Origin of the sequence: uncultured Roseobacter sp. (assembly GCF_947493125.1) — a bacterium.
Lineage (GTDB): Bacteria > Pseudomonadota > Alphaproteobacteria > Rhodobacterales > Rhodobacteraceae > Roseobacter.
This window is the reverse complement of sequence record NZ_CANLQB010000009.1, coordinates 200575-219634: the sequence shown is the minus strand read 5'-3', so window position 1 is coordinate 219634 and position 19060 is coordinate 200575. Positions and strand designations below refer to the sequence as shown.

The 19060-nt window shown below is 50.4% G+C and carries 19 protein-coding genes and 1 tRNA gene; 9 read left to right on the top strand and 11 right to left on the bottom strand.

From position 1 onward, the window contains the following. Positions 1-168 precede the first annotated feature (168 nt). The 3 genes from Q1A71_RS19670 to Q1A71_RS19660 all read left to right on the top strand — a co-directional run bounded on the left by Q1A71_RS19670 (position 169) and on the right by Q1A71_RS19660 (position 2300). A complete protein-coding gene (locus tag Q1A71_RS19670) occupies positions 169-342 on the top strand; it encodes a hypothetical protein (protein ID WP_299680574.1) in 174 nt (57 codons plus the stop codon). Positions 343-505: 163 nt separating this feature from the next. Continuing rightward, on the top strand, positions 506-1699 hold the full coding sequence (locus Q1A71_RS19665; RefSeq protein WP_299680571.1) for a Fic family protein: 1194 nt from the start codon (positions 506-508) through the stop codon (positions 1697-1699). A gap of 79 nt (positions 1700-1778) precedes the next feature. Next, complete coding sequence (locus Q1A71_RS19660) at positions 1779-2300, top strand: hypothetical protein (protein WP_299680568.1); 522 nt, start codon at positions 1779-1781, stop codon at positions 2298-2300. Positions 2301-2353: 53 nt separating this feature from the next. Here the strand turns inward: Q1A71_RS19660 and Q1A71_RS19655 are convergent, their stop codons facing one another. From Q1A71_RS19655 to Q1A71_RS19635, 5 genes are all read right to left on the bottom strand, one after another. After that, complete coding sequence (locus tag Q1A71_RS19655; protein WP_299680565.1) at positions 2354-3043, bottom strand: hypothetical protein; 690 nt, start codon at positions 3041-3043, stop codon at positions 2354-2356. 49 nt (positions 3044-3092) lie between these two features. Then, positions 3093-4727 carry an RNA-directed DNA polymerase gene (locus tag Q1A71_RS19650; protein WP_299680562.1) on the bottom strand — a complete coding sequence of 545 codons (1635 nt, stop codon included), beginning with the start codon at positions 4725-4727 and terminating at the stop codon, positions 3093-3095. Positions 4728-4886: 159 nt separating this feature from the next. Next, positions 4887-6065 carry a hypothetical protein gene (locus Q1A71_RS19645; RefSeq protein ID WP_299680559.1) on the bottom strand — a complete coding sequence of 393 codons (1179 nt, stop codon included), beginning with the start codon at positions 6063-6065 and terminating at the stop codon, positions 4887-4889. A 926-nt stretch (positions 6066-6991) separates the two neighbouring features. Continuing rightward, entirely contained in the window at positions 6992-8743 is a 1752-nt protein-coding gene (locus tag Q1A71_RS19640) for a site-specific DNA-methyltransferase (protein WP_299680556.1), read from the bottom strand. Between the two features lie 236 nt (positions 8744-8979). Then, positions 8980-10551: a type IV secretory system conjugative DNA transfer family protein gene (locus Q1A71_RS19635; RefSeq protein ID WP_299680553.1), complete on the bottom strand. Its 1572-nt coding sequence runs from the start codon at positions 10549-10551 to the stop codon at positions 8980-8982. A 53-nt stretch (positions 10552-10604) separates the two neighbouring features. Here Q1A71_RS19635 and Q1A71_RS19630 point away from each other — a divergent pair, with 53 nt between their 5' ends. Both Q1A71_RS19630 and Q1A71_RS19625 read left to right on the top strand, forming a co-directional pair. Next, positions 10605-10946, top strand: coding sequence for a hypothetical protein (locus tag Q1A71_RS19630; RefSeq protein ID WP_299680550.1), 342 nt, complete (start codon positions 10605-10607; stop codon positions 10944-10946). Between the two features lie 8 nt (positions 10947-10954). Then, positions 10955-11365: a hypothetical protein gene (locus Q1A71_RS19625; RefSeq protein WP_299680547.1), complete on the top strand. Its 411-nt coding sequence runs from the start codon at positions 10955-10957 to the stop codon at positions 11363-11365. Here the strand turns inward: Q1A71_RS19625 and Q1A71_RS19620 are convergent. The 4 genes from Q1A71_RS19620 to Q1A71_RS19605 are packed head-to-tail and all read right to left on the bottom strand — an operon-like array spanning position 11339 to position 15095. Further along, on the bottom strand, positions 11339-11899 hold the full coding sequence (locus Q1A71_RS19620) for a hypothetical protein (protein ID WP_299680544.1): 561 nt from the start codon (positions 11897-11899) through the stop codon (positions 11339-11341). The two genes, Q1A71_RS19625 and Q1A71_RS19620, sit on opposite strands and share 27 nt — an antisense overlap. Before the next feature lies 1 nt (position 11900). Next, the gene (locus Q1A71_RS19615; RefSeq protein ID WP_299680541.1) at positions 11901-13364 is read right to left on the bottom strand and encodes a hypothetical protein; all 1464 of its coding nucleotides are present in this window, start codon (positions 13362-13364) and stop codon (positions 11901-11903) included. A gap of 7 nt (positions 13365-13371) precedes the next feature. Beyond that, complete coding sequence (locus tag Q1A71_RS19610) at positions 13372-14424, bottom strand: hypothetical protein (protein ID WP_299680538.1); 1053 nt, start codon at positions 14422-14424, stop codon at positions 13372-13374. Next, positions 14424-15095, bottom strand: a complete 672-nt coding sequence (locus Q1A71_RS19605) for a hypothetical protein (RefSeq protein WP_299680535.1) — start codon at positions 15093-15095, stop codon at positions 14424-14426. The genes Q1A71_RS19610 and Q1A71_RS19605 overlap by 1 nt, the downstream gene beginning before the upstream one ends. Positions 15096-15257: 162 nt before the next feature. On the opposite strand from Q1A71_RS19605, the gene Q1A71_RS19600 reads away from it, so the two are divergent. Beyond that, positions 15258-15578 (top strand): hypothetical protein, encoded by a 321-nt coding sequence (locus Q1A71_RS19600; protein WP_299680532.1) that lies wholly within the window; start codon positions 15258-15260, stop codon positions 15576-15578. A gap of 31 nt (positions 15579-15609) precedes the next feature. Here the strand turns inward: Q1A71_RS19600 and Q1A71_RS19595 are convergent, their stop codons facing one another. Then, positions 15610-16005: a hypothetical protein gene (locus Q1A71_RS19595; protein ID WP_299680530.1), complete on the bottom strand. Its 396-nt coding sequence runs from the start codon at positions 16003-16005 to the stop codon at positions 15610-15612. Between the two features lie 218 nt (positions 16006-16223). On the opposite strand from Q1A71_RS19595, the gene Q1A71_RS19590 reads away from it, so the two are divergent. From Q1A71_RS19590 to Q1A71_RS19580, 3 genes are all read left to right on the top strand, one after another. Next, positions 16224-16856, top strand: coding sequence for a hypothetical protein (locus Q1A71_RS19590; protein ID WP_299680527.1), 633 nt, complete (start codon positions 16224-16226; stop codon positions 16854-16856). A gap of 247 nt (positions 16857-17103) precedes the next feature. Continuing rightward, positions 17104-17418, top strand: coding sequence for a hypothetical protein (locus Q1A71_RS19585; protein WP_299680524.1), 315 nt, complete (start codon positions 17104-17106; stop codon positions 17416-17418). Next, a complete protein-coding gene (locus Q1A71_RS19580; protein WP_299680521.1) occupies positions 17415-19001 on the top strand; it encodes a recombinase family protein in 1587 nt (528 codons plus the stop codon). The genes Q1A71_RS19585 and Q1A71_RS19580 overlap by 4 nt, the downstream gene beginning before the upstream one ends. On the opposite strand, the gene Q1A71_RS19575 is transcribed toward Q1A71_RS19580, so the two are convergent. After that, a tRNA-Arg gene (locus Q1A71_RS19575) sits at positions 18964-19040 on the bottom strand. The genes Q1A71_RS19580 and Q1A71_RS19575 overlap by 38 nt on opposite strands. Between the last annotated feature and the right edge of the window lie 20 nt (positions 19041-19060).

The following is a 19060-nucleotide window of genomic DNA, read 5'->3' as shown; positions in this document are numbered from 1 at the left end:
GTTTCGTCTCGTTAGACATTGGCCTTCAAACTCATGTTTTCAAGTCTCAACACTTTCTGTCGGTGTCTGCATCGCAGTCCATCCAAACCTTTCACTTACGAGGTTGTGGGGAAGCCGGAAAGGCTTCGGATAGACCGGGGCCTCTTGAACAACCAACAGGAGGATCACATGAGACTGATCACACGATTTGATCTGGCAAAGCTCTCAAGCGCTGAACTGCACAAGCTGCAACGCACAACCTTCGGCGCGCTTGTCCGCAGCGACTTTGGCACCGTCACCCGGCGCAATGCCCTGGCCAGTCTGGAGAATATCGAGCGTGAGCTGATCTTGCGCATGCTCTAACCTCTGTGCGGTAAGCCATACCAGCTTGTCGCCTTCCTGAAAGCGGCCAACGAAGCGGCCAAAATTGAGGACAAGAGAACGCTTTTTTGAAAGCTAAATGTATGATAGTATTTAATCTATCTGTTTATCAGAGTCGGCCAAAGAACCGGCCAAGAAAGAGTATATGACTGTACGTGATGACGGAGAAGCAATCGGCCTGTTTGAGCCCCTGATGGTATCAGAGGGCTCCCCTCATCGTGGCAAGCTTAATGATTTGGCGCTGGACCTAGCTGAAAAGTCCACTGGCTTTCGAAGTAGCCTGCCTGCATCGGTTGCCTTAGCGCTATCCGACCTCGTGCGATCTATGAACTGCTACTACTCAAACCTCATTGAGGGGCATGATACGCATCCAATTGATATTGAGCGCGCACTCGCTGGAGACTACAGCGCTGATCCGCACAAACGGAATCTCCAAGAGGAAGCCAAGGCGCATATCGCCGTCCAAAAGTGGATTGATGAAGACGGTTTGACGACCCCGCCGACCGCGCCTGATGCGATCATCCAGCTACACCGCCGATTTTGCGAGTTGCTACCGCCTGATTTACTTGTCGTAGAAGACCCAAAAACCGGTGAACAGGTTCCGGTTGTCCCGGGAGAACTCAGGAAGGGATACGTACAAGTTGGACAGCACGTTGCGATTAGTCCAGATGCGGTGCCGAGATTTCTGGAGCGAATGCATCAGGCATACGCAAGAGCAGGACGTATAGACAGCATCCTCGCTGCAGCTTGTGCACATCATCGTCTCTTATGGGTGCATCCGTTTTCAGACGGAAATGGTCGTGTCACGCGCTTGATGTCGTATGCCATGTTGCGTGACAGCCTCGATACGCGCGGATTGTGGTCCGTTGCGCGCGGTCTTGCCCGCCAGGAACAAACTTACAAGTCTCACCTCCAGTCTTGCGATACCCCAAGACGCGGGGATCTGGATGGCAGAGGAACGCTCAGTGAGGGAGCGCTAGCATCATTTGCCGAGTTCTTCCTTAAGACATGCGTCGATCAAGTTGAGTTCATGTCCGGTCTTATGCAGGCAGATCGTTTACGTGACCGTATTATGATTTGGGCCGAGGAAGAGATGCGAGCTGGTGCGCTGCCACCAAAGTCTGATCTAGTTCTCAAAGGCGTCTTGTATCGCGGGGAATTAGAGCGGGGAGAGGTTACAGACTTACTAGGCATGAGCGAACGTGCTGCCCGACGTATCACATCAGCACTTCTAAATGCTGGCGCACTCCGTTCAGATAGCACACGTGCGCCACTATTCCTGGCGTTTCCGGCTAAGTTTGCGCATAGGTGGATGCCGGGGCTGTTTCCAGAGGAATAGAAGGACTTCGCGCCCCTGACTTTGGATAGCTTGCAAACTTTTGGTATTATCGATGCTCGTTTCACGTGTAGAGTTACGAATGGACGATTTTGATGTGATTTTTCAACAGGCAACCCAGAGCCTGGATACGGAGTACTTTCAACTCCCAATTGCTGAGGGCACGCCAGTCTACCGTGAACGCGTCTACTGTTATGAGCTTTATCATCAGATGAGAAGCCGATGGCCACTCGAGACCGAATACCGGCTCAATGGTGAAATCGATAAAAGGACGCATCCGGTTCTTGCAGATGCTAGAGGCGTTGGGTCTATTCCAGATTTCTTAGTCCACGTTCCCGGAGACATGGATTACAACTACGCAATTATTGAAGTTAAAAGATCTGAGGCCAACCGATCTGAAATCAGAAACGATTTTATAAAACTGAACTCATTTTTAACCCGAGGAAGATATCAAAGAGCGGTGTTTCTTATCTTTGGAGAAGGTGCCGCCTCAGTCGCTAAATCCGCGTTGAGTTTTCTGGACACCCAACCAAACAGTTCATCTATCGAAATCTGGCATCATAGTGAGGTAGGACAACCAGCCACCCGCATACATGCTGCGTGATCAATTTCTTCAAAAGGTCTCGCAGCTAGTCAAAGGTTGACGACTTTAAGATGCTAGATCCGCGCAAACTCTTCGCCTACGACAGAACGCAGTAACTCAAGTAGTTCTACACGGTTGGAACTCGCAGAAGCCGAGTGAAGTACATTGTCAAAATTGAAGAGTAAGCCAGAGTTGCGCCTTGGATTTAAAAACAAGCATTCAGTCCAAACTTCGTCACCCCGTTCAACCGTCGCAGAGTATTTCAGAAGCCAGTACATCAGTACTTGGCGAAAATCTCTTGCCATAAAGTTTCGGTCGGTATGTTTCACTTCAATCAAGATGTTTCCCAAAGCAAAATCTCCATGTCCTGATGCGATCCATCCCAAGCCTGGTATCGAAGGAGCAATGGAAAGCGATGAGGCCGGATGCTGATCCTCAACATTGCGTAACATAGCGACGAGGTTTTGCGCCGTGTGGGATGCCAAGTCTTTGTCCCGCTGGATAAGCGTATCCGGAATCTTCGCATCAAAGTGTTTTTTCTGGCGTTCGACGGCAATATCAAGAACTTCATCCCAGCTTGGATTATCTTCGCCGGTTAAGACTTTCTCTGCCCGCGCCACTGAAAGTTCAAACAGCATCGCCCTGCGTAGTTGACTATTGCTGACAAGATCTTCCGAAACACGACTTACACCGATGAACGAGAATGCTGTTTTATTTAGCGCCGCAACAAGACCTCCTGTAAGTCTCGGAAAAAGAATATCCAACACTCCGGGAATGTCTCGCGCGACTGTTCGCGGATCTCGAAATGGTAATCTATTGGCCATTTTCTTCGACCCAAGTCTGGTAACAGGAGGCAAAGGTTGCCCCTTTGTTGGGCTCGAAACCCAGGCGCCACGAACCTCTTAGTGAGCCGCGAAGTTGATCTCTAGCCTTTTTGCCTTCATCTCCAAAGTTGCCAGCTGCAAGCCATAGCATTCTTTGTTCTTTGGGACTTAAATTCTGCCATTGGCCGCGTAAGCGAGTAAAGCTCGGGCGGTCGGGCCAGTGCCTCCAGCAGTCTATGCAAGCCCGTCTGACTGTACTCGATGAACTATGATCATAAGTATACCTTACATAGACTCCTCTTGCTTCTGTTTTTCTGAATCTAATGGCACGAAGAAAATGTAGATTGTTGGCTTCAGGTATCAAAAGATGAGGTACCTGTGTCGGGATGGCGTCAAGAAGACCATCAATTTGCTCAAATACCGGAGCAAAATCAATGTTTGCGCGAACAGCGTACACACCGCGTAAAATCTTTGACCACGATGCTCGAAACGAGTCTAAGTTACCCGGGTCCAGGAGGGTCGCACATAGTTGCGCTGCGACTTGAGGCTCCTGAAACTTTAATGCTCGACCAATTTGTGCCATCACGAAAGCGTCTGGTTGAGATTTCTCTTTCTCGAGATCAAGTAAGAACTGAATATCGATTTCATTGAAGGATTTTTTGAGTTGATCGTACTGCGCTTGGGCAGTGTCAGAGTATGGATCAAAATGCAGATCCAGTTCACGTAACGCGACGGTTGTTTCATCACCTTGCCCAAGCTGAACTGCTATAAATTCCTTGTAGTGGCTAGCGCTAAGGATCGTTGTCTTAGTCCGGTTCAGAGACAGACCATAGTCCGCCAAGGTATTAGAAAGAGTAGACAGCGCAGCATAGGCATCTTGCTGAGACGTGCATATCAACGTGAAGTCATCGACAAAGCGGTGCCAAACGATGTCCGAGTCCGAAAGAGATGCATCAATAGGTGTCATCAAGACTTCAGCAAGAACCCTCGCGCATTGCCCACCTACCGGGAGCCCAAACGATCTTCCAGATGCTAGTTTGTTGAGTATTCTATCAACCTGAACCGCCACTCTAGAGTTTTCGGGCGCAAGGTCATCAAGCAAGTTTTCCAATCTGTGATGATAAATGTGCTCGTAGAAACCTGAGATGTCTGTTTGGACGACAACAGCCTCCGCTTGCTCCAGAATCGGTTCTTTTAGCGTTGCTTCCTTGTAAGTTCGCCAAGATCTAGTTCTGTCAAACAATCCCTCCCCACCTGCACTCAGTCTATAGGAGTGCGCCCGATTGCTTCGGTTCGGTTCATTTGCTTCGGCTATAGCAAATCCTAGACCATTCAAATAGAGGTTCCAGAAAGGATGTATCTTGGTCGTAATCCGAAAACCATAGGAGCCAGCTGGAACAAGAAGACGCTCCGCGCCAACCGTTAGTTTGTTCATGAAGGCTCTGGCGTTGCATGCCGGCCTAGCGTTAACGTTTTCAAAAAGCCGAATGCATATTTCAGCAAGATCATCAGCCTTATCGCGAATGAAGCCTGCTTCTATATCGTAAGGAAGTGTGTCATTTTCGCCGCTTTGGCCGATTTCTAGAGCCGCCCTGCGAAAGTGGTCTTTTTCAACATTCAACACGTTAGCAGTCTCCCTCATCTAAGATGCTAGACGCGACTAGTAAATTCTGACCACCAAACTCTGTTTGTTTTCTGTCTGACAAAAGGAGGACCGTAAACCATGATAGCTTAGCTAACTTCTGTTGTTCAGTGAGCGTGAAAAAACGTACTGTCGTAAAATTCATTTCGTATATTCTTTTGCTGATTGATTTCCTTGTTCCCAGGCGTCTTGTATGAGAGTCGGCTCGGCGAGGAAAAACTCACCTCCTAATGATCGGCCTCTTGGCCTCGAGCTCAAGATCTGCTGCATAACACGCTCGCCGTGTTTAGCATGTTCAGACGTTGGATAAGCTTTCATGTCGTACTTTGGTCCAGAATGAAGAACCTCCCATCTGAAGGCGCATTCTGGGATTGTCCGGTTGTGATCATCGCAACGTGTTTGGGGCGACTTCGAAAACCCCGCTTTAACAATGATTTGGCCGTTCGCCAGTTTGCCAAGAAATGCGTCTGTGTCACCCTTCAGTCGTAAGATGTACAAGTGTTTTGGCCCTTCAGATTCACGGGTCACAAACGAGCGCTGCGACACCGGCCCGGGTTTGCTAGGAGCCAATATTTCTGTGGCACTACCCGCCGAGGAGCCAAGGATTGGGTTCTCGCCGTAGACATCAACCTCTTGCAAATCGAGCTTTAGAATGTTTTCGGCCTCAGCCTTCGATAGTTGAACGCCGCGGGATCCGATGTGCTGCCATGCACCTGTTCGTGTGGCTTCTGGCGCAAACTTGCGAACATTCATGCGAGATTCTGGCGTTACACGCCAAGCTCGGGTGGTCCTTACCGCATAGTTCCAACGATCAGCTTGATCCGGATCAACTCTCTTAACGTCCCATGCGAGGGGGTGCATGAACTGTTCAGCAGATCCAATTTGATGTGAACACTGCTGAATTCCAATGACGTTGTAGAGTTCGTCCTTTGGAGCATCGCCCGATCCGTAAATGACCACAAGTACACCCGGTTGCGTTTGCCTCAAGAACCCTTGCCGTCTCGTCTCATCAGCAAAGCCAAGAAATCCCCATTTCTCGGGGGCAAAGCCATAAAAGCTGGTCAACCAAACATTCGGCGTATCACGCTTTATGGCTGTTATGGGAAGCATGAGTTCATCAGCAATATGGGCGTCTTCGAAGGCGCGTACGCTTCCATAGCTGCGTACGACATGGGCCTGAACAGAAGGCATCATGCCAGTGCCACGCTCTGGCCAATCATGTGCTGCAAACATTTCAGGAAAGCCGCCATAGTAGTCCTTTGCAATCCGACTGATGGCTTGCGCATCGCCACCTTGCGTGTAGTTGGACGTGTCGCTCATGGCCTATGCCCCGCTGACTTAAACGAGTTTTCCCTGCGTCTGGCGAAAAGGCAGGAGGACGAGGGTATCCTAAGAGATCGAGCATCAGCCTCTTTGCGCTTAAACAGGCCGAATCTTGTTTCGATGTTTGAACAGCATGTTTTGAGCTGCCCTCCCGTTGAAGCGGTTTGTTCAATACTAAATGCGTACATGCGCGCAAACTCCTAGCGTGTTGTAGAAGCTTAGCATTCTCGCCAGCGTTGTGCACGATTGAGCTCACTAAGGCATGGAGATATCCACAAACCCTCCAGTCGCCGTCTATTTGGTCTCGCTGAAGGCGTCTCCATGCGAAGGCGCAGGGTTCGAATGTACATGGTTCGGTGTTGGTGGAGAAGCAGTTCTCCAAGTCTGACGAGCTGGGTTTCAGGGGCAGCGATAGGCTACTGGGAGTGATCCATCTTCGGCAAGATGGCGGCATCCAATCCGCGCAGGGTTGGTCAGGGATGCAAGGGGTGTGACACACTCCTGCTCGATGGGATGGATCCAAGGAAGGGGAGCGCGAATGCTCCCTTCCTTTGGTCTCGATGCAGTCGTCTCCATGAAATGGTCAGGATTTCAAACGGGCAGGAACGCCCTTTGATCGATGGGTGCAGGGAGAGCGAAGTCTCCTTGCTGAGTGGTTGATCGGCGATACGATCTGTTGGCTCTGTATGGGGTCAATGCCCAGAAAGAGCCATCGCCGGGAGGTTGCACAGGAGGGTGGAAAAGCTTGCTTTGGAGCGCCTCCTTGCCAAGCGTTTTGTAGTACAAAACACAGCTTGCGCCTCGCGTTATTGCGGGAGTTTGGAGTTCGAACCGACATAGGTGGAAAAAGTTCGAACTATGAGCTCTAAGAGACCTGCATGCAGATGAAAACTTTCACGAAACTATTATTGAGCGACAATATCCTACCCGGCATATCGTTGAGATCGGAATGCGGGCATGATCGGCTGCTTTTTGGCCTCAATCTCCTTGGTGCTGTCCGATTTACCGCCAGTTATTGGCAGCATGATTTCGCGCTGAGCGAGGTCTCGTGGCTTTTTGAAGGCAGAGGAAGGTGACTTCTTTCTGCCAATTGATGCTGCTGCAACCGTGTCTAGCATTGCAGGAACGTTGATGGTGGCTCCGGAGAACATGTCAGAGACAGAGATGATCTGGATAGCCGGGATATCTCCAAATAATGTGTCCACTTTGCCGAACTCGCGTGCAGCATCCCGCATTCCCTTTGTCGGTTCATGTGCACAAATAAGAACACCGATAGCCTTATCGTCTCTAGTCAACCGGCGCTGTGTTTGAACTGTTCCCGCTAGATCCCGGACCATACCGGGATTCAGACTGCGCCCTCCTTTCACTGAGACGATACCTCTGCTTCGCTCATCGCTCGCAGTAAGATAATAGAAAGTTCCGTCAATGCCGCCATCGTTCCTGAACTTACCGGAATGCATAGCACCAAGCGCACTTACTGCCCACTCCTCGAACTTGAAAGGATGGTTCTTGGCCAGCCAGAGTGCTCCATCGGCACTTTTGGGAATGCCATAAACGTCGTAGGTGACGCCACTGAAATGGTGTTTAAGCCGGTCCTGAACGACATGCATCGATTGAACTGCAACATCAATTCCTATCCAGCTTCTGCCCATCTCCTCGGCTGCATGGAGGGTCGTTCCGCAGCCACAAAACGGATCGAGGATTGTGTCACCTGGGTTTGAAGACGAACCGATAATTCGCTCAAGTAGCGCCAAGGGCTTCTGCGTTGGGTATCCAAGCTTCTCCTTGCTGGATCCATGGAGCGGTTTCACGTCATCCCAATCGTTTTGTAGTGCTACGCCCGGCATTTCGTCCAAATAGCGCTTGTACTGAGGCACGTTCCCAGGGCGAGTTTGGATTATTCGTCCCTCATGGTATAGCTCATGCATTCTTGCTTCAGAATAGCGCCAGTATCTTTTAACACCGAGGAACTCGTAGGTTGGGTTTCTCTTTTTGGGATCGGCTCCTCCGGGAGCTGTTATGTCGCCAAGCCGAAACCTCCTGCCCGTCTTTGGCTCAATATGACGATAGAACTTGTCGACATAGTCTTGCTTGTAGTCTGTATAAAGCGTGTTCCACGTCCATTTAGACGATTTAGTGTAAAAGAAGATTGTATCACGGACGTTTCCGAACTGTTTTCGCCCTTGCGCACCATCATTGTGTGCACTCTGACGCCTCCAGCTTAGCTCTGTTCGGTAGTGCTGCGGTCCGAAGATCCCGTCTAAGACGATCTTAAGATAGTGACTAGCTGTCGGATCACAATGAAGATAGAGGCTGCCGGTCGGTTTCAGAATCCTGTGCAATTCGACAAGGCGAGCTGTCATCATTGTTAAGTATGCCAGCATGTCATTTGTGCCGAGAATTAATCTCAAAGACGATAGAACGTCTGCTGCCTTCCCGCCTTGCGAAAGAACATCCTCGAACGCTTCATCCGCGACGTCACCCCACGACCAGGTGTCGTCAAAGGTTGAGATTTGCGAGTCGGCCCATTTACTTTTGTCGGGGCTTCTAAAAAGCAAGTTGTAGCTAGCATTCGAGTTGAAAGGCGGGTCGAGGTATACTAGATCAACGACTTCATCCGGAATGTATTCGCGCAGAATGTGCAAGTTGTCGCCGAAGTAAAATGCGTTTGTCATACAGATCTCCGTCCTCCTGGCGAAGCAAACGCCCGCGCGTACGGGCTACCCTTAAATGTAGAGCCGTTGCTAGAGCGGAGTTAGCCCTTCAGGACCATCATCTTCATGTTGAGTCATTGGTGCAACGCTCCGTTGTGTAACGGGCGTGCTTCAAAGCAATATGTTGATCTAACCCATGTGCCGTGGGTCATCTCGAAAACAACATGTCCTAAGAGAAGGCATTAAAATCAGTTGTCTTATGGTCTAAAAAGATTCTTGAAAGCTGGGTCGTCGTCGTAATTTGTGCGCTTTAGAGCGACCGGACGGGAACCTGCAAGAAAGAGTACTTGCCAGCCGCCGCTCCTCGCAAAGTACCGCCCAACTTCTTCTGGTGTCAGGAGAGGACTTCGCTGGATATTTTCTGAAAGATTTTGGCTGTATGAGGCTGACTCTGATTTGGTCTCAGATTTTGCAAATGCACCCAGGATACCTTCTTTTTGTCTCGCAGAAAGCTGCTGTAGCTCTGGCATTTCTGACGAACCCCTCTGAACGTTCTGAGAAGAGCTTTCGAGGTTCCTTATGATTTCAACTTCGCCAAGTCTGTCGGAGATGTGTTTGAGTGTAGTCAGGTCGGTGTTTCCGAAAAACTGTAGCAAACCAGCATTTCCAAGAAAGGTTTCCCAACTTCCCTCGTAGTGTCGTTGAAGCTGTGTGAGGTCCTGAAGTATCGTCCACAGCTTAACTCCATATCCGGCCATAAGACCCGCTGCCTTTTCGAGGCAGGCCATGTGTCCAAGTACAGCGAACTCATCCAAAACAAACAGGACTGGTTTGCCGTCAGTTCGCTTGCCAATGGCTTCCATCCGAGAGAATGCTAGGTTGAGGAACATCCTCAACCAACGAGCGTGAGACGCAAGACGCCGTGCCGGAAGGCACAAATACAAGCTCACCGGTTTCTCGCTCGTTTTTAAACTATCAAGTTCAAAGTTCGACCAAATTAATGATTTCCGCATCGCCGGACTATCGAGAAACTTCGTATTTCGTCTAGCAGTGCTTAGGATGCTTCCCCGCTCGCGGTCGCCAACTTGCTTGAGCAAAGCGGCTGCTCCCGAGATTACCCCGCCAAATGCCTCACAATGCTCCATCTCATTGAGCAAGATTCCAAATGGGTCGATTTTGTCTTCTTGTAGCTTTTGCCCATTCTTCTCAGCTAAAAGTCTCATTTGAAGCGCGATATCGGTCGCTCCCTGCGTCAGCAACATGCGGACTTGAACCAGATTGCGCTTGTCTCTTTCATCTTGATGCCTTGAGCAAACAAAGAGGATCAATGCTTCAATAAAGGCCCGTGCGGACTCATCCCAATGTGCATCCCTAGAGTCAGCAGACACGACAATTGCATCTGCAATCAATGAAGCTTCATCAAGCGCGTCCGGGCTCTTTTCGTCGATCAAATCAAGGGGATTAAATGTCCCTCTCAGATCATTTGGCACTCCAGAAGCATCAAATGGATCCAGAACAAAGACTGAATGACCAAGTTCGCTCCTGTTGGTGGCTGTATGATAGGCGTTTTCTCCCTTTGGGTCGATAACGACGCAACTCTCAGGCCAGACGCATAAGTTCGGAATGATGCAGGAACGACCCTTGCCGGCGCGGCTGCCAGCTACGGTGACCACATGTCTGTCGTCATTGTAGCCAACAGCCACATCCTCTTCTGTTCGACCTAGCCATAGATCTCCGGGTTCAAAGCCGCCATGCAACTTGCCCCAGCCACCTGTTGCAATCGGAACATCTTTGTTGGTTTGGGACGGGTTCCCGCGTGGAAATCTCATTGGTGATACACTAGCTTTAAGTTCACATAAGGCATTATCTGGAGAGCATCGGTATGATCGATAATGACGACGAATTCGATATGAACAAGCTATATCCACAGACTGTAAAAGACCAAATCGAGGAAGAGGGCAAAACACAGACTGAGGAAGGTTTAGAAGAGACCGAACTAGAAATCACAGTCACACTCGAGCCATCGGAACTTACCTTCGATCCACCTTTGACGGCGGCTGATAAGGAACTGCAGCGTTTGGACAATGAGGCGGAGATTGCGCAGCGAGAGCTGGAAGAGGCCGAACGTGCCCTAAAATATACGCTTGATGGAAGCGAAATTGGACAAGACGAACTGGAGAGTGGTAACCTAAAAGACATTTTTGATAAAGGAAGAGAAGAATAAGGTATTGAATGATTGAAGACTTTTTACCAAGGCATGAAGATGATGATGTTCTGATAAAGGCGGCTTTCCCTATACCAGAGAAAAAACACAGTGCTTGGGTGCGGCTGCCGAAGTACTACTGGCGGCTTCTTGACTGGATGTCGGATCGCCGGAATGTGACGGCTGGCTACATTATCCACCACTATGCGATTTCTAGATATGAGGATTGGAACCAGATTTCAGGGTACTTTGTGATGTTCATTGACGATTGGATTAAGTGGGAAGCGGAAGGGATTGCCGCAAAACGAAAGGTGCATCGTGGTGGTTGCAACGTCTACCTCAATAGTAGTTTGCCCGAGAAGCGTGTTCCCGCGGCGAATGATGGTCGTGTGAAGCGGATCGAAGCGCACAATTCAAAGCCACCCGAAGTGCCAGAGTAACTTACGCCAAGCCTGTCCGAGCCAGCTCCAGTATTTGTCTAACGAGACGATAAAGACATCTTCGATAGGTGCGTTTGGGCTGGTACTGCACTGACCTATGAAGACAGCGATGAATCCAAGCAAAAAGAACGTCCAGGCCGTTCCAATCATGCTTCGGATTGGACGTAGGATTCTCTCAAGTACCACGCCAATCGCGATAACCTTGACAGTATTGAACTGGCTTGAAGCCATGTAGCGCACTCCAGCCGTGAAGATAAAGGTCACGGCAAGAATGCCGGAGGAGTTTTCTGTGAAGCTGAAAGTATCTCGGAAGAGCTTGATGGTCTGCACCAAAAGAACGGTTACAAGGGCCCATAGACCAAGAAAACGAGTAGCCTTAGATGCTAAGAGTGGGAGCGCCTTTGCTGCGCCTTGTCCGGTTGGGTGGCGTTGAGCGTTTGACAATTGATCTTCAGTTGGCTCAGCGCCTGACTTGTATTCCCCCGTTTTGTCGCGAGTGTTTACCTCGCTGCTATGTGGATCAAATCCTGTCATACTATGAACCCTCGCAGTCTTCGCCAAACATGTCGAATAGGACAATCGGCGTGGTGCAACGGAGAACACGACCAATTGGATAGACGGTCTCTTCGGCCCGGATCAACGATCGCAAACTGACCTGAAGCGGCGCCCCCCAAGGGCTCCACAAGTCACCCATTGCATTGAAGCGGTCTTCGAGCCCTGGTCTTGATAGTTCAACATCAGAGCGCAACGTGATGGGCACTATCAGTATCAATCCGGTTGCCCCTGCTAAGATGGCTCCGCATGCCACCTTCGGCAATCGGAGCTGATAACGTGCAATCATGGAAAGCGCCACGATCAGCTGTAAGCTTGCAAGAAGCCAGGTCGATGCAAGGCCGATTGCAGGCGCAAATGCATACAACATCACAACTTCGCCAAAGGTGTTCAGATCGCCCTCATTTCCTAGACGCCGGTAGTCCTCTCCGACTAGACGTGCGTAGTAGGCGGCGAGATCGTCAACTAAATCGTCCCTGTGCCCATCTTCTGTGAAACTGTCCCAGGTAGCGGCGCAGGGATTTGTGACCTTCGCTGACATTCGTTCTCTGGCATACTCCGCCAGTTCGTCCGTACTTCCCAGCGCACTAAGAAAGTTAGGAATTTGTATCGCGCGTAGGTTTTCTTCGACAGTAGCGTGGACTTTAGCTTGTACAGCTGGATGTTCCAAAAATTCCTGCTGATTTCGGATCTGCGGAACGATATCAGCGCCTTCGCCAAACAACTCATCGATCTTTTCGAACCATTCCTTGCGTACGGCTTCCTGGTCAGAGCTTCTTGAGAAGTCCTTTGCTGTACTATTCGATGCTTTCGTGTAGTCGGCAAACAATTTGTCGAGTGCAAGACAGCTTGCATCCATTGCACCGTTGAAGCCGACGCTGACAAGATCATGGTTGCGAGTGAGATCGTTTTTAAGAACGGTCCGGGCAATCGGTCCAACATCGGATCTGGCCGCTTCAAAGCCGTCGCTAAACAACAAGATCGGATTGAGTAGCGGAAACAGTGTTTGCAAGGGGTGCTCTCGCATTTCATCTCGTGTGATCTCGAGCTGGGGGATTGCCACATCGCCTCGGATCACCCCGTAATTTGTTACTGAAAGCACCAGAGCGTCGCGTCGCATCTCTGCAGGAGCCAATTGCACGAGCCATTGCATAGCCTTCTGCTGCACAGGCATAAGGACGACGAAGGCAAGACCGATTATACCAGCGCAAATAGACAAGCGGCTGATTGAAATCACTTCAGGTCGATCGAGGCGTGACACGTAGGACCTCAGGATTATCAGCGACAAACCGAGTGTCGTGAAAAACTCAGAGAGCCTTTGCAACTGAACAACGACTACCTGGCTAACGAGTGCTACGTCATAGGTTGCCGCGTTTACAATCATGGAGTTCGTGATCAGCGCAGCAACAACGTATACAAGAAGTGCGATCGTCAGGATGAGGCGCATAATGCCTCTACTCTTGTTCGCCGATAATGAGGTTGTGCGTTGGTTCCATACCAACTTCGGCATCGACGGTGGAGATTCTTGCGTCCCTTCTGAAGAAGTTCTTTTGCGTGTCAGATAGTTGAGGTGTGTCTCGCTCTCTGAGAACTATCATTCCATCACGCACTTGCTCATTAATCTCACTGGCTGCAGTAGCGATCTCGGCTTGAGTTGGAATAGGTACATTTGCAAGGGCTTGATCAGCCTGCATTCGCAGCATGATAAAGCCTTTGATCAGCTGTTCCATGTTGACCTGTGGTGTTTGTCTGTGGGTGCGAACACGTTGAGCAGCCGCACGCAGTTGAGCAGCACGTTGCTCTGATCGCAGTTTCTCGAGCATTTCCGTCGCTTGCTCCACAATTTCTTCGACGTTGCTGCATCGAATAGGACGATAGCCGTCTGGTTTCTCGCCATAGGCTGCCATTAACCGTTCTTCGTAGAGCCCTCGGACCTTACGACAGTCGTCAAGTCGATCGAGGCGGCTTTCGCCGAGCAGACAACCGGCTGCATGCACTTTTTCTTCAGCGCGATCGTAGCCGCGACATCGTAGCCAGCCCGGGCGGGAGCCAGACCAAAGTAGGCGGGCTTCTTCTGCTTGCCCGCAGGTCGGGCGGCTGTAGCCATGGGGTAGGCTATCTGTTCTGCTCGACGCTCGTAGGCTCTGCTCATAAAACGCAAGGATATCTTCGCAAACCTGAAGACCATCCAAGGTCGGAGCGTCGGTTTTCACTCGAGCAGATAGAATTGCACACCGCGCGAGGTGAGCAGCGGCAGGCATATCTTCATATCCTAGACAGCCAAGCCAGAAAGGGTAATTGCCCGTAGTCCCTGTAAGCGCCGCACCTACGTCACCACAGTCGATGCTAGGACCGCTAATAGCACCCTGTTGGCTCAGGTTCTCATAAAGTGTTGAACATGTGTTCTGTTCGAAGTTCAGATCTAAAGACTGAGATGCAGCGACTGGTGTTCCCATCAGTGTCGATAGCAACGCACACGCAAAGGTAACGGCTATGAGGCGAAACATCAGAACTCGATCTCTGCAATTTCCAAGCAATCAATGTCTTCGATATTTTCGGGTAACCTCCAAATCTGTCCATTGGACATTTCGATTTCTTTATAGGCCAGTTGCATTGCTGATCGGAAATATAAGGATTTGAGTTGATCGCACCCCATAGAACTTGCTTGTTGAGCGGCGACTTCCTCCGTCAGTCTGTTACGTCCTACTAAGTAAGCAATAACACAGTTTCGAAAATGATTTTTTTTGTTCTCAGGATCGTAGCCAAGACACGGCATCCAAATCGGTTCTACGCCAATCGCGTCGTAGATGACTTCGGCTGCAACCTCGCAGGAAGGAAGCGGGTGCTCCGCGCTTTCCCCCATTCGGTTAACGTAAACACATGGTACCTGACGAACTCCTTTAGCCTTGTAAGCCTCACGCATCATAAATGCGACTTCTAGCATGATTTTTCTACAGTCGTCGGTTGGGTGCAGTCGGCCAAGAATTGACCCCGGTGTTCGTAGTGCTAGGCAATCATAGACAGCCACAGCATCGGTCATATCCATTTGCCAACAGGCATCAACGATGGCCTGTTTTGGATCAGTGTCGTCCAAAAATGAGGTTTGAGCCGCGGTCTGTTGGGCTCCTAACGCAATCCCAAGTGCCATTGCAAAGACGGTCTCTGTAATTGTCCGCATATCGGTCTCCAATGATTTAACTTCAAGTAGATTCCATCTTCCCGACGCTCGCTATGGATGCAAGTCCCTCTGAGGGCGACATAGGGCGACGGGGAGAAAAATTTGCAGCGCGGCTTAGAAAAGTATATATTTATTATATACTTATGAGTAGAAGGAGTAGATATGAGCGAAACTAGTGAAACGACACTTCTCGAAGCCGAAAATGGTCTTGTTGGCAATAACGCCGCAGAGTTGGGCAGTGCGACCAGTTTGATAAGTAGTACATCCCTTATTGCGCCTTGCTCGGCGGACACAGGACTTGGCTGGAACGCATCACTGGCGTTTGTAGATGCAACAGCTGCAACCTCAGTACTAGAAAGTGGCATGCCTAAGGATACCATTGGACATCTTATGGGGCGCACCAATGAGGCCCACGTACCAGGACAGGTCGTACCTTCTGAGCGATTTACGACAGGCATCTGTTTTCAACAAAAAAAGCCATAGGCAACTCATCTCGTTTTTGTTTGCTCCAAGATCAATGACCTTGTTTGGAGGTCACCTGAGGAGTTTGGATTGAGCCAACTGAGAGCTTTTCGACTATGTCGCAGTAGAGGCTGATTAGTCTTAACTTCGAGAGAACACGGCAATAGCGCTTGGGACGTTTGCCAGTCCTGTCTGCTTCCAGAAAGTAACTCATCCAGCGATTCTCAGGATCGCAGAAGACATCATCGATCTCGGGAATGTCGAACGATTTGCCACTTTGCAAAAAGACCCGTCCGTCAAAGCGATAGATCAGGGTCAGCGCATCCAACCACATTACTCTAGATATTCCTTTGGCTGCTGCGGGGTGCCATATACGTTCTAGATAGAAGCTTTCATCTCTTAGCTGCCAGTTCGCCGGGACTACAAAAATTCGTTTGTCGCTAAACATCCTCATCTCCTTCTTGCGTGCAAAGGCGGACTCCCCGCTTTTGTCGCGTTAGTCACAGATGAGTTTTTTGGAAGCCCCTCTTTTAGGATGGCAGTTCACCTAGCCCCTTTCAATTCCCAGAGACCAGAAGTAAGTCAATTGCGATGCAGGCCACGCGCCTGTCATGCGTAAAATATTGATTTCATTGGAGTGTCATTCGAAGGGGTTTGCAAAGTCGTATGTCCTCAGAATTTATCCAGAATACTAAACTGAGTGACGAACAGGTCCATAATCTAGTCTGGGGCTTTGCCTGCGGCGCGCCCAAAACAGATATCTCCGCCCAAACGGGGATCTCGGAAAAACGGATTGTCTCAGTCTCCCTGAGCCTCAGAGAGCGTCTCTATCGACCGCCATTCTATCTCTGGCATGCGCCGGGAGATGTGTTTTTGACCTATGACTGGCCGGAGGCACGCCAAGCTGCCGATGGCGCAGTCTTTGGTGTCGTTGCAATGTGTTACTTCGATAAGCGTTGCCGTTCGAATTATGTTCAGGGGCGGCGTAAAACCCGCCTTTGTCGGCATTGCATGGTGGCGGCGCTCTTTGATGATCAAGACACAGCAAAAGCCGCCGTTGCGTTTACAGATCACATTCATGCCTTCTACCATCACCTCGGGTTCGGCGGCGAACGAGGACGAGATCAAACCGACATTCTGATGGATCGCTGGAAACACACGATGATTGTGCAGCGCGCAAGAGAACAATCGATGGTACGCGAGAACATTCCGGCCTTTGACGATCCGGGTGAGCGTTCTTGCCGTGCCCTCTATAATAAGCTCATCGCTGATCTGAGCGTAGAGCCATTAGCACGCTAGCACCTGTAGGTTTCCCGCCCGACCCCCGGAAATTCACATCTGATCTGGCTAAAAACGGACATGTCTTATGTCCTTGAAATACCACTCAAACCCGGGCTCATCCTTGCGTTGCAACACAGGAAGTTCTGTGAGTGCGGGGGCAAGTGTGGTACAATAAACCCATACGACAAGCGGATTGATCGCGCCTCCGGCGCGGCGTCCGCTTTTTTGTTGGCTGCAGCAATGCTGCAGCGAAAGGAGGCTCAACATGCATGATGATCTGAAATTTGGGGAGAGTCGAAGCCGCTCATTGCACGTCGATGTCGACAAGTATCAGGCAATGCTAGATGCGCCGGATATGGATGAAAATCAAAAGCGCCAGTTTATCGAAGCGCTGTGGCAAGTGATTGTCGGCTTTGTCGATCTGGGGTTTCAGGTACATCCCGTCCAACTTGCCTGTGGACAAGTTGAAAATGCTGCACCTGAAAGTCCTGCTGCAGGCTCAGATATGCTAAACTCTTCCCATCACCCAACATCAGAGTTTACCGCCGCAACCGAGGCAGAAAGGGACGGGCATAAATGACATTGACTCAAGAATTTCCAGATACTTCTGTCTCAGCCCTTTTGTATGCCCGCGTGAGCGATACAAGGCAAAAGACGCATGGTGGCGGTCTGCAAAGCCAGGAACATCGGTGCCGTCAGTATGCTGCAGCGAAGGGCTATGAAGTAGCGGCTGCGTTCACGGACGACTTCACGGGCGGCGGTGACTTCATGAAACGCCCGGGTATGAAGTCGCTGCTGCGTTACTTGGATGAGCACCCGGACCAAAACTTCGTGGTGATATTCGACGATCTGAAACGCTTTGCCCGCGATACCGTCTTCCACCTAAAGCTTCGTCAGGAGTTCAAGGCACGCGGTGCAACTGTGGAATGTCTGAACTTTACCTTTGAGGATACGCCCGAAGGCGCGTTCGTCGAGACCATTCTTGCCGCACAAGGCGAGCTGGAGCGAGAGCAAAACCGCCGTCAGGTAATCCAGAAAATGAAAGCGCGCGTTGAGAAAGGTTACTACGTCTGGAACGTGCCACCGCGCGGGTACTGGTATGAAACCAAACGCGGCGAAGGGCGCGTACTGGTGCGGGACGAGCCGCTCGCCTCGATCATTCAGGAGGCTCTGGAAGGGTTTGCGTCCGGTCGGTTTGAGACCCAGGTTGAGGTGAAACGGTTTCTGGAAAGCCAACCGGATTATCCAAAGTGCCGGTCAGGCGGACATATCCGCAACCAGCATGTGAACGACATGCTCACCAATGTCACCTATACGGGATATTTGGAGGCCAAGTGCTGGGATGTCGCCCTAAGAGAGGGACGGCACGAAGGCTTAATCTCGCTCACAACCTTTGAAAAAATCCAGGAGCGGCTTGCAGCCAAAGCGAAGGCTCCTGCTCGCAAAGACATCAGCGAAGACTTCCCGCTGCGCGGCTTCATCCTGTGCGATGATTGTGATCATCCACTCACGGCTTGCTGGTCGAAATCCAAGACAGGCAAACGCCACCCATATTATATGTGCGCTCAAAAAGGTTGTGAGAGTTATCGTAAGTCCATCAGGCGTGACCAACTGGAAGGCGACTTTGAGGCCTTGCTGCAAAATCTAACGCCAGCGAAAGGCGTGTTTGAGATTGCGAAGGCCATGTTTGCAGATGCTTGGAACCAGCGCCTTGAGCAAGTGAACCAAGCCGCTGAAACCCTTCAACGGAAACTCGGCGAGATTGAAACGAAGATCGGGAGCCTGTTGGAGCGCATCCTGGATGCTTCCAACCCGCGTGTCATTTCGGCCTATGAAGACAAGATCAGCGAGCTGGAACGGCAAAAGCTTCTGACCCAAGATCAGATCGAACAAAGCAACGCTCAAAAGTACCCATTCGAGGAGTCGTTCGAACTCGCATGTAAATTCCTGACCAATCCCTATGAGCTCTGGAAAAACAATGACTTAGGCGGCATCATCACCAAACGTGTAGTCCTGCGTCTCGTGTTTTTGGAAGGTCTGGCCTATTCCCGAAAAGAAGGCGTTCGAACCCCGCAAGTATCTGAACCATTTAGGTTTTTTCAGGGGTTGGGCCAAAACGAGAAAATGGCGGACCGAGGAGGATTCGAACCCCCGACCCCTTGATTCGTAGTCAAGTACTCTATCCAGCTGAGCTATCGGTCCACTGCGGGGCGGTTTAGTGC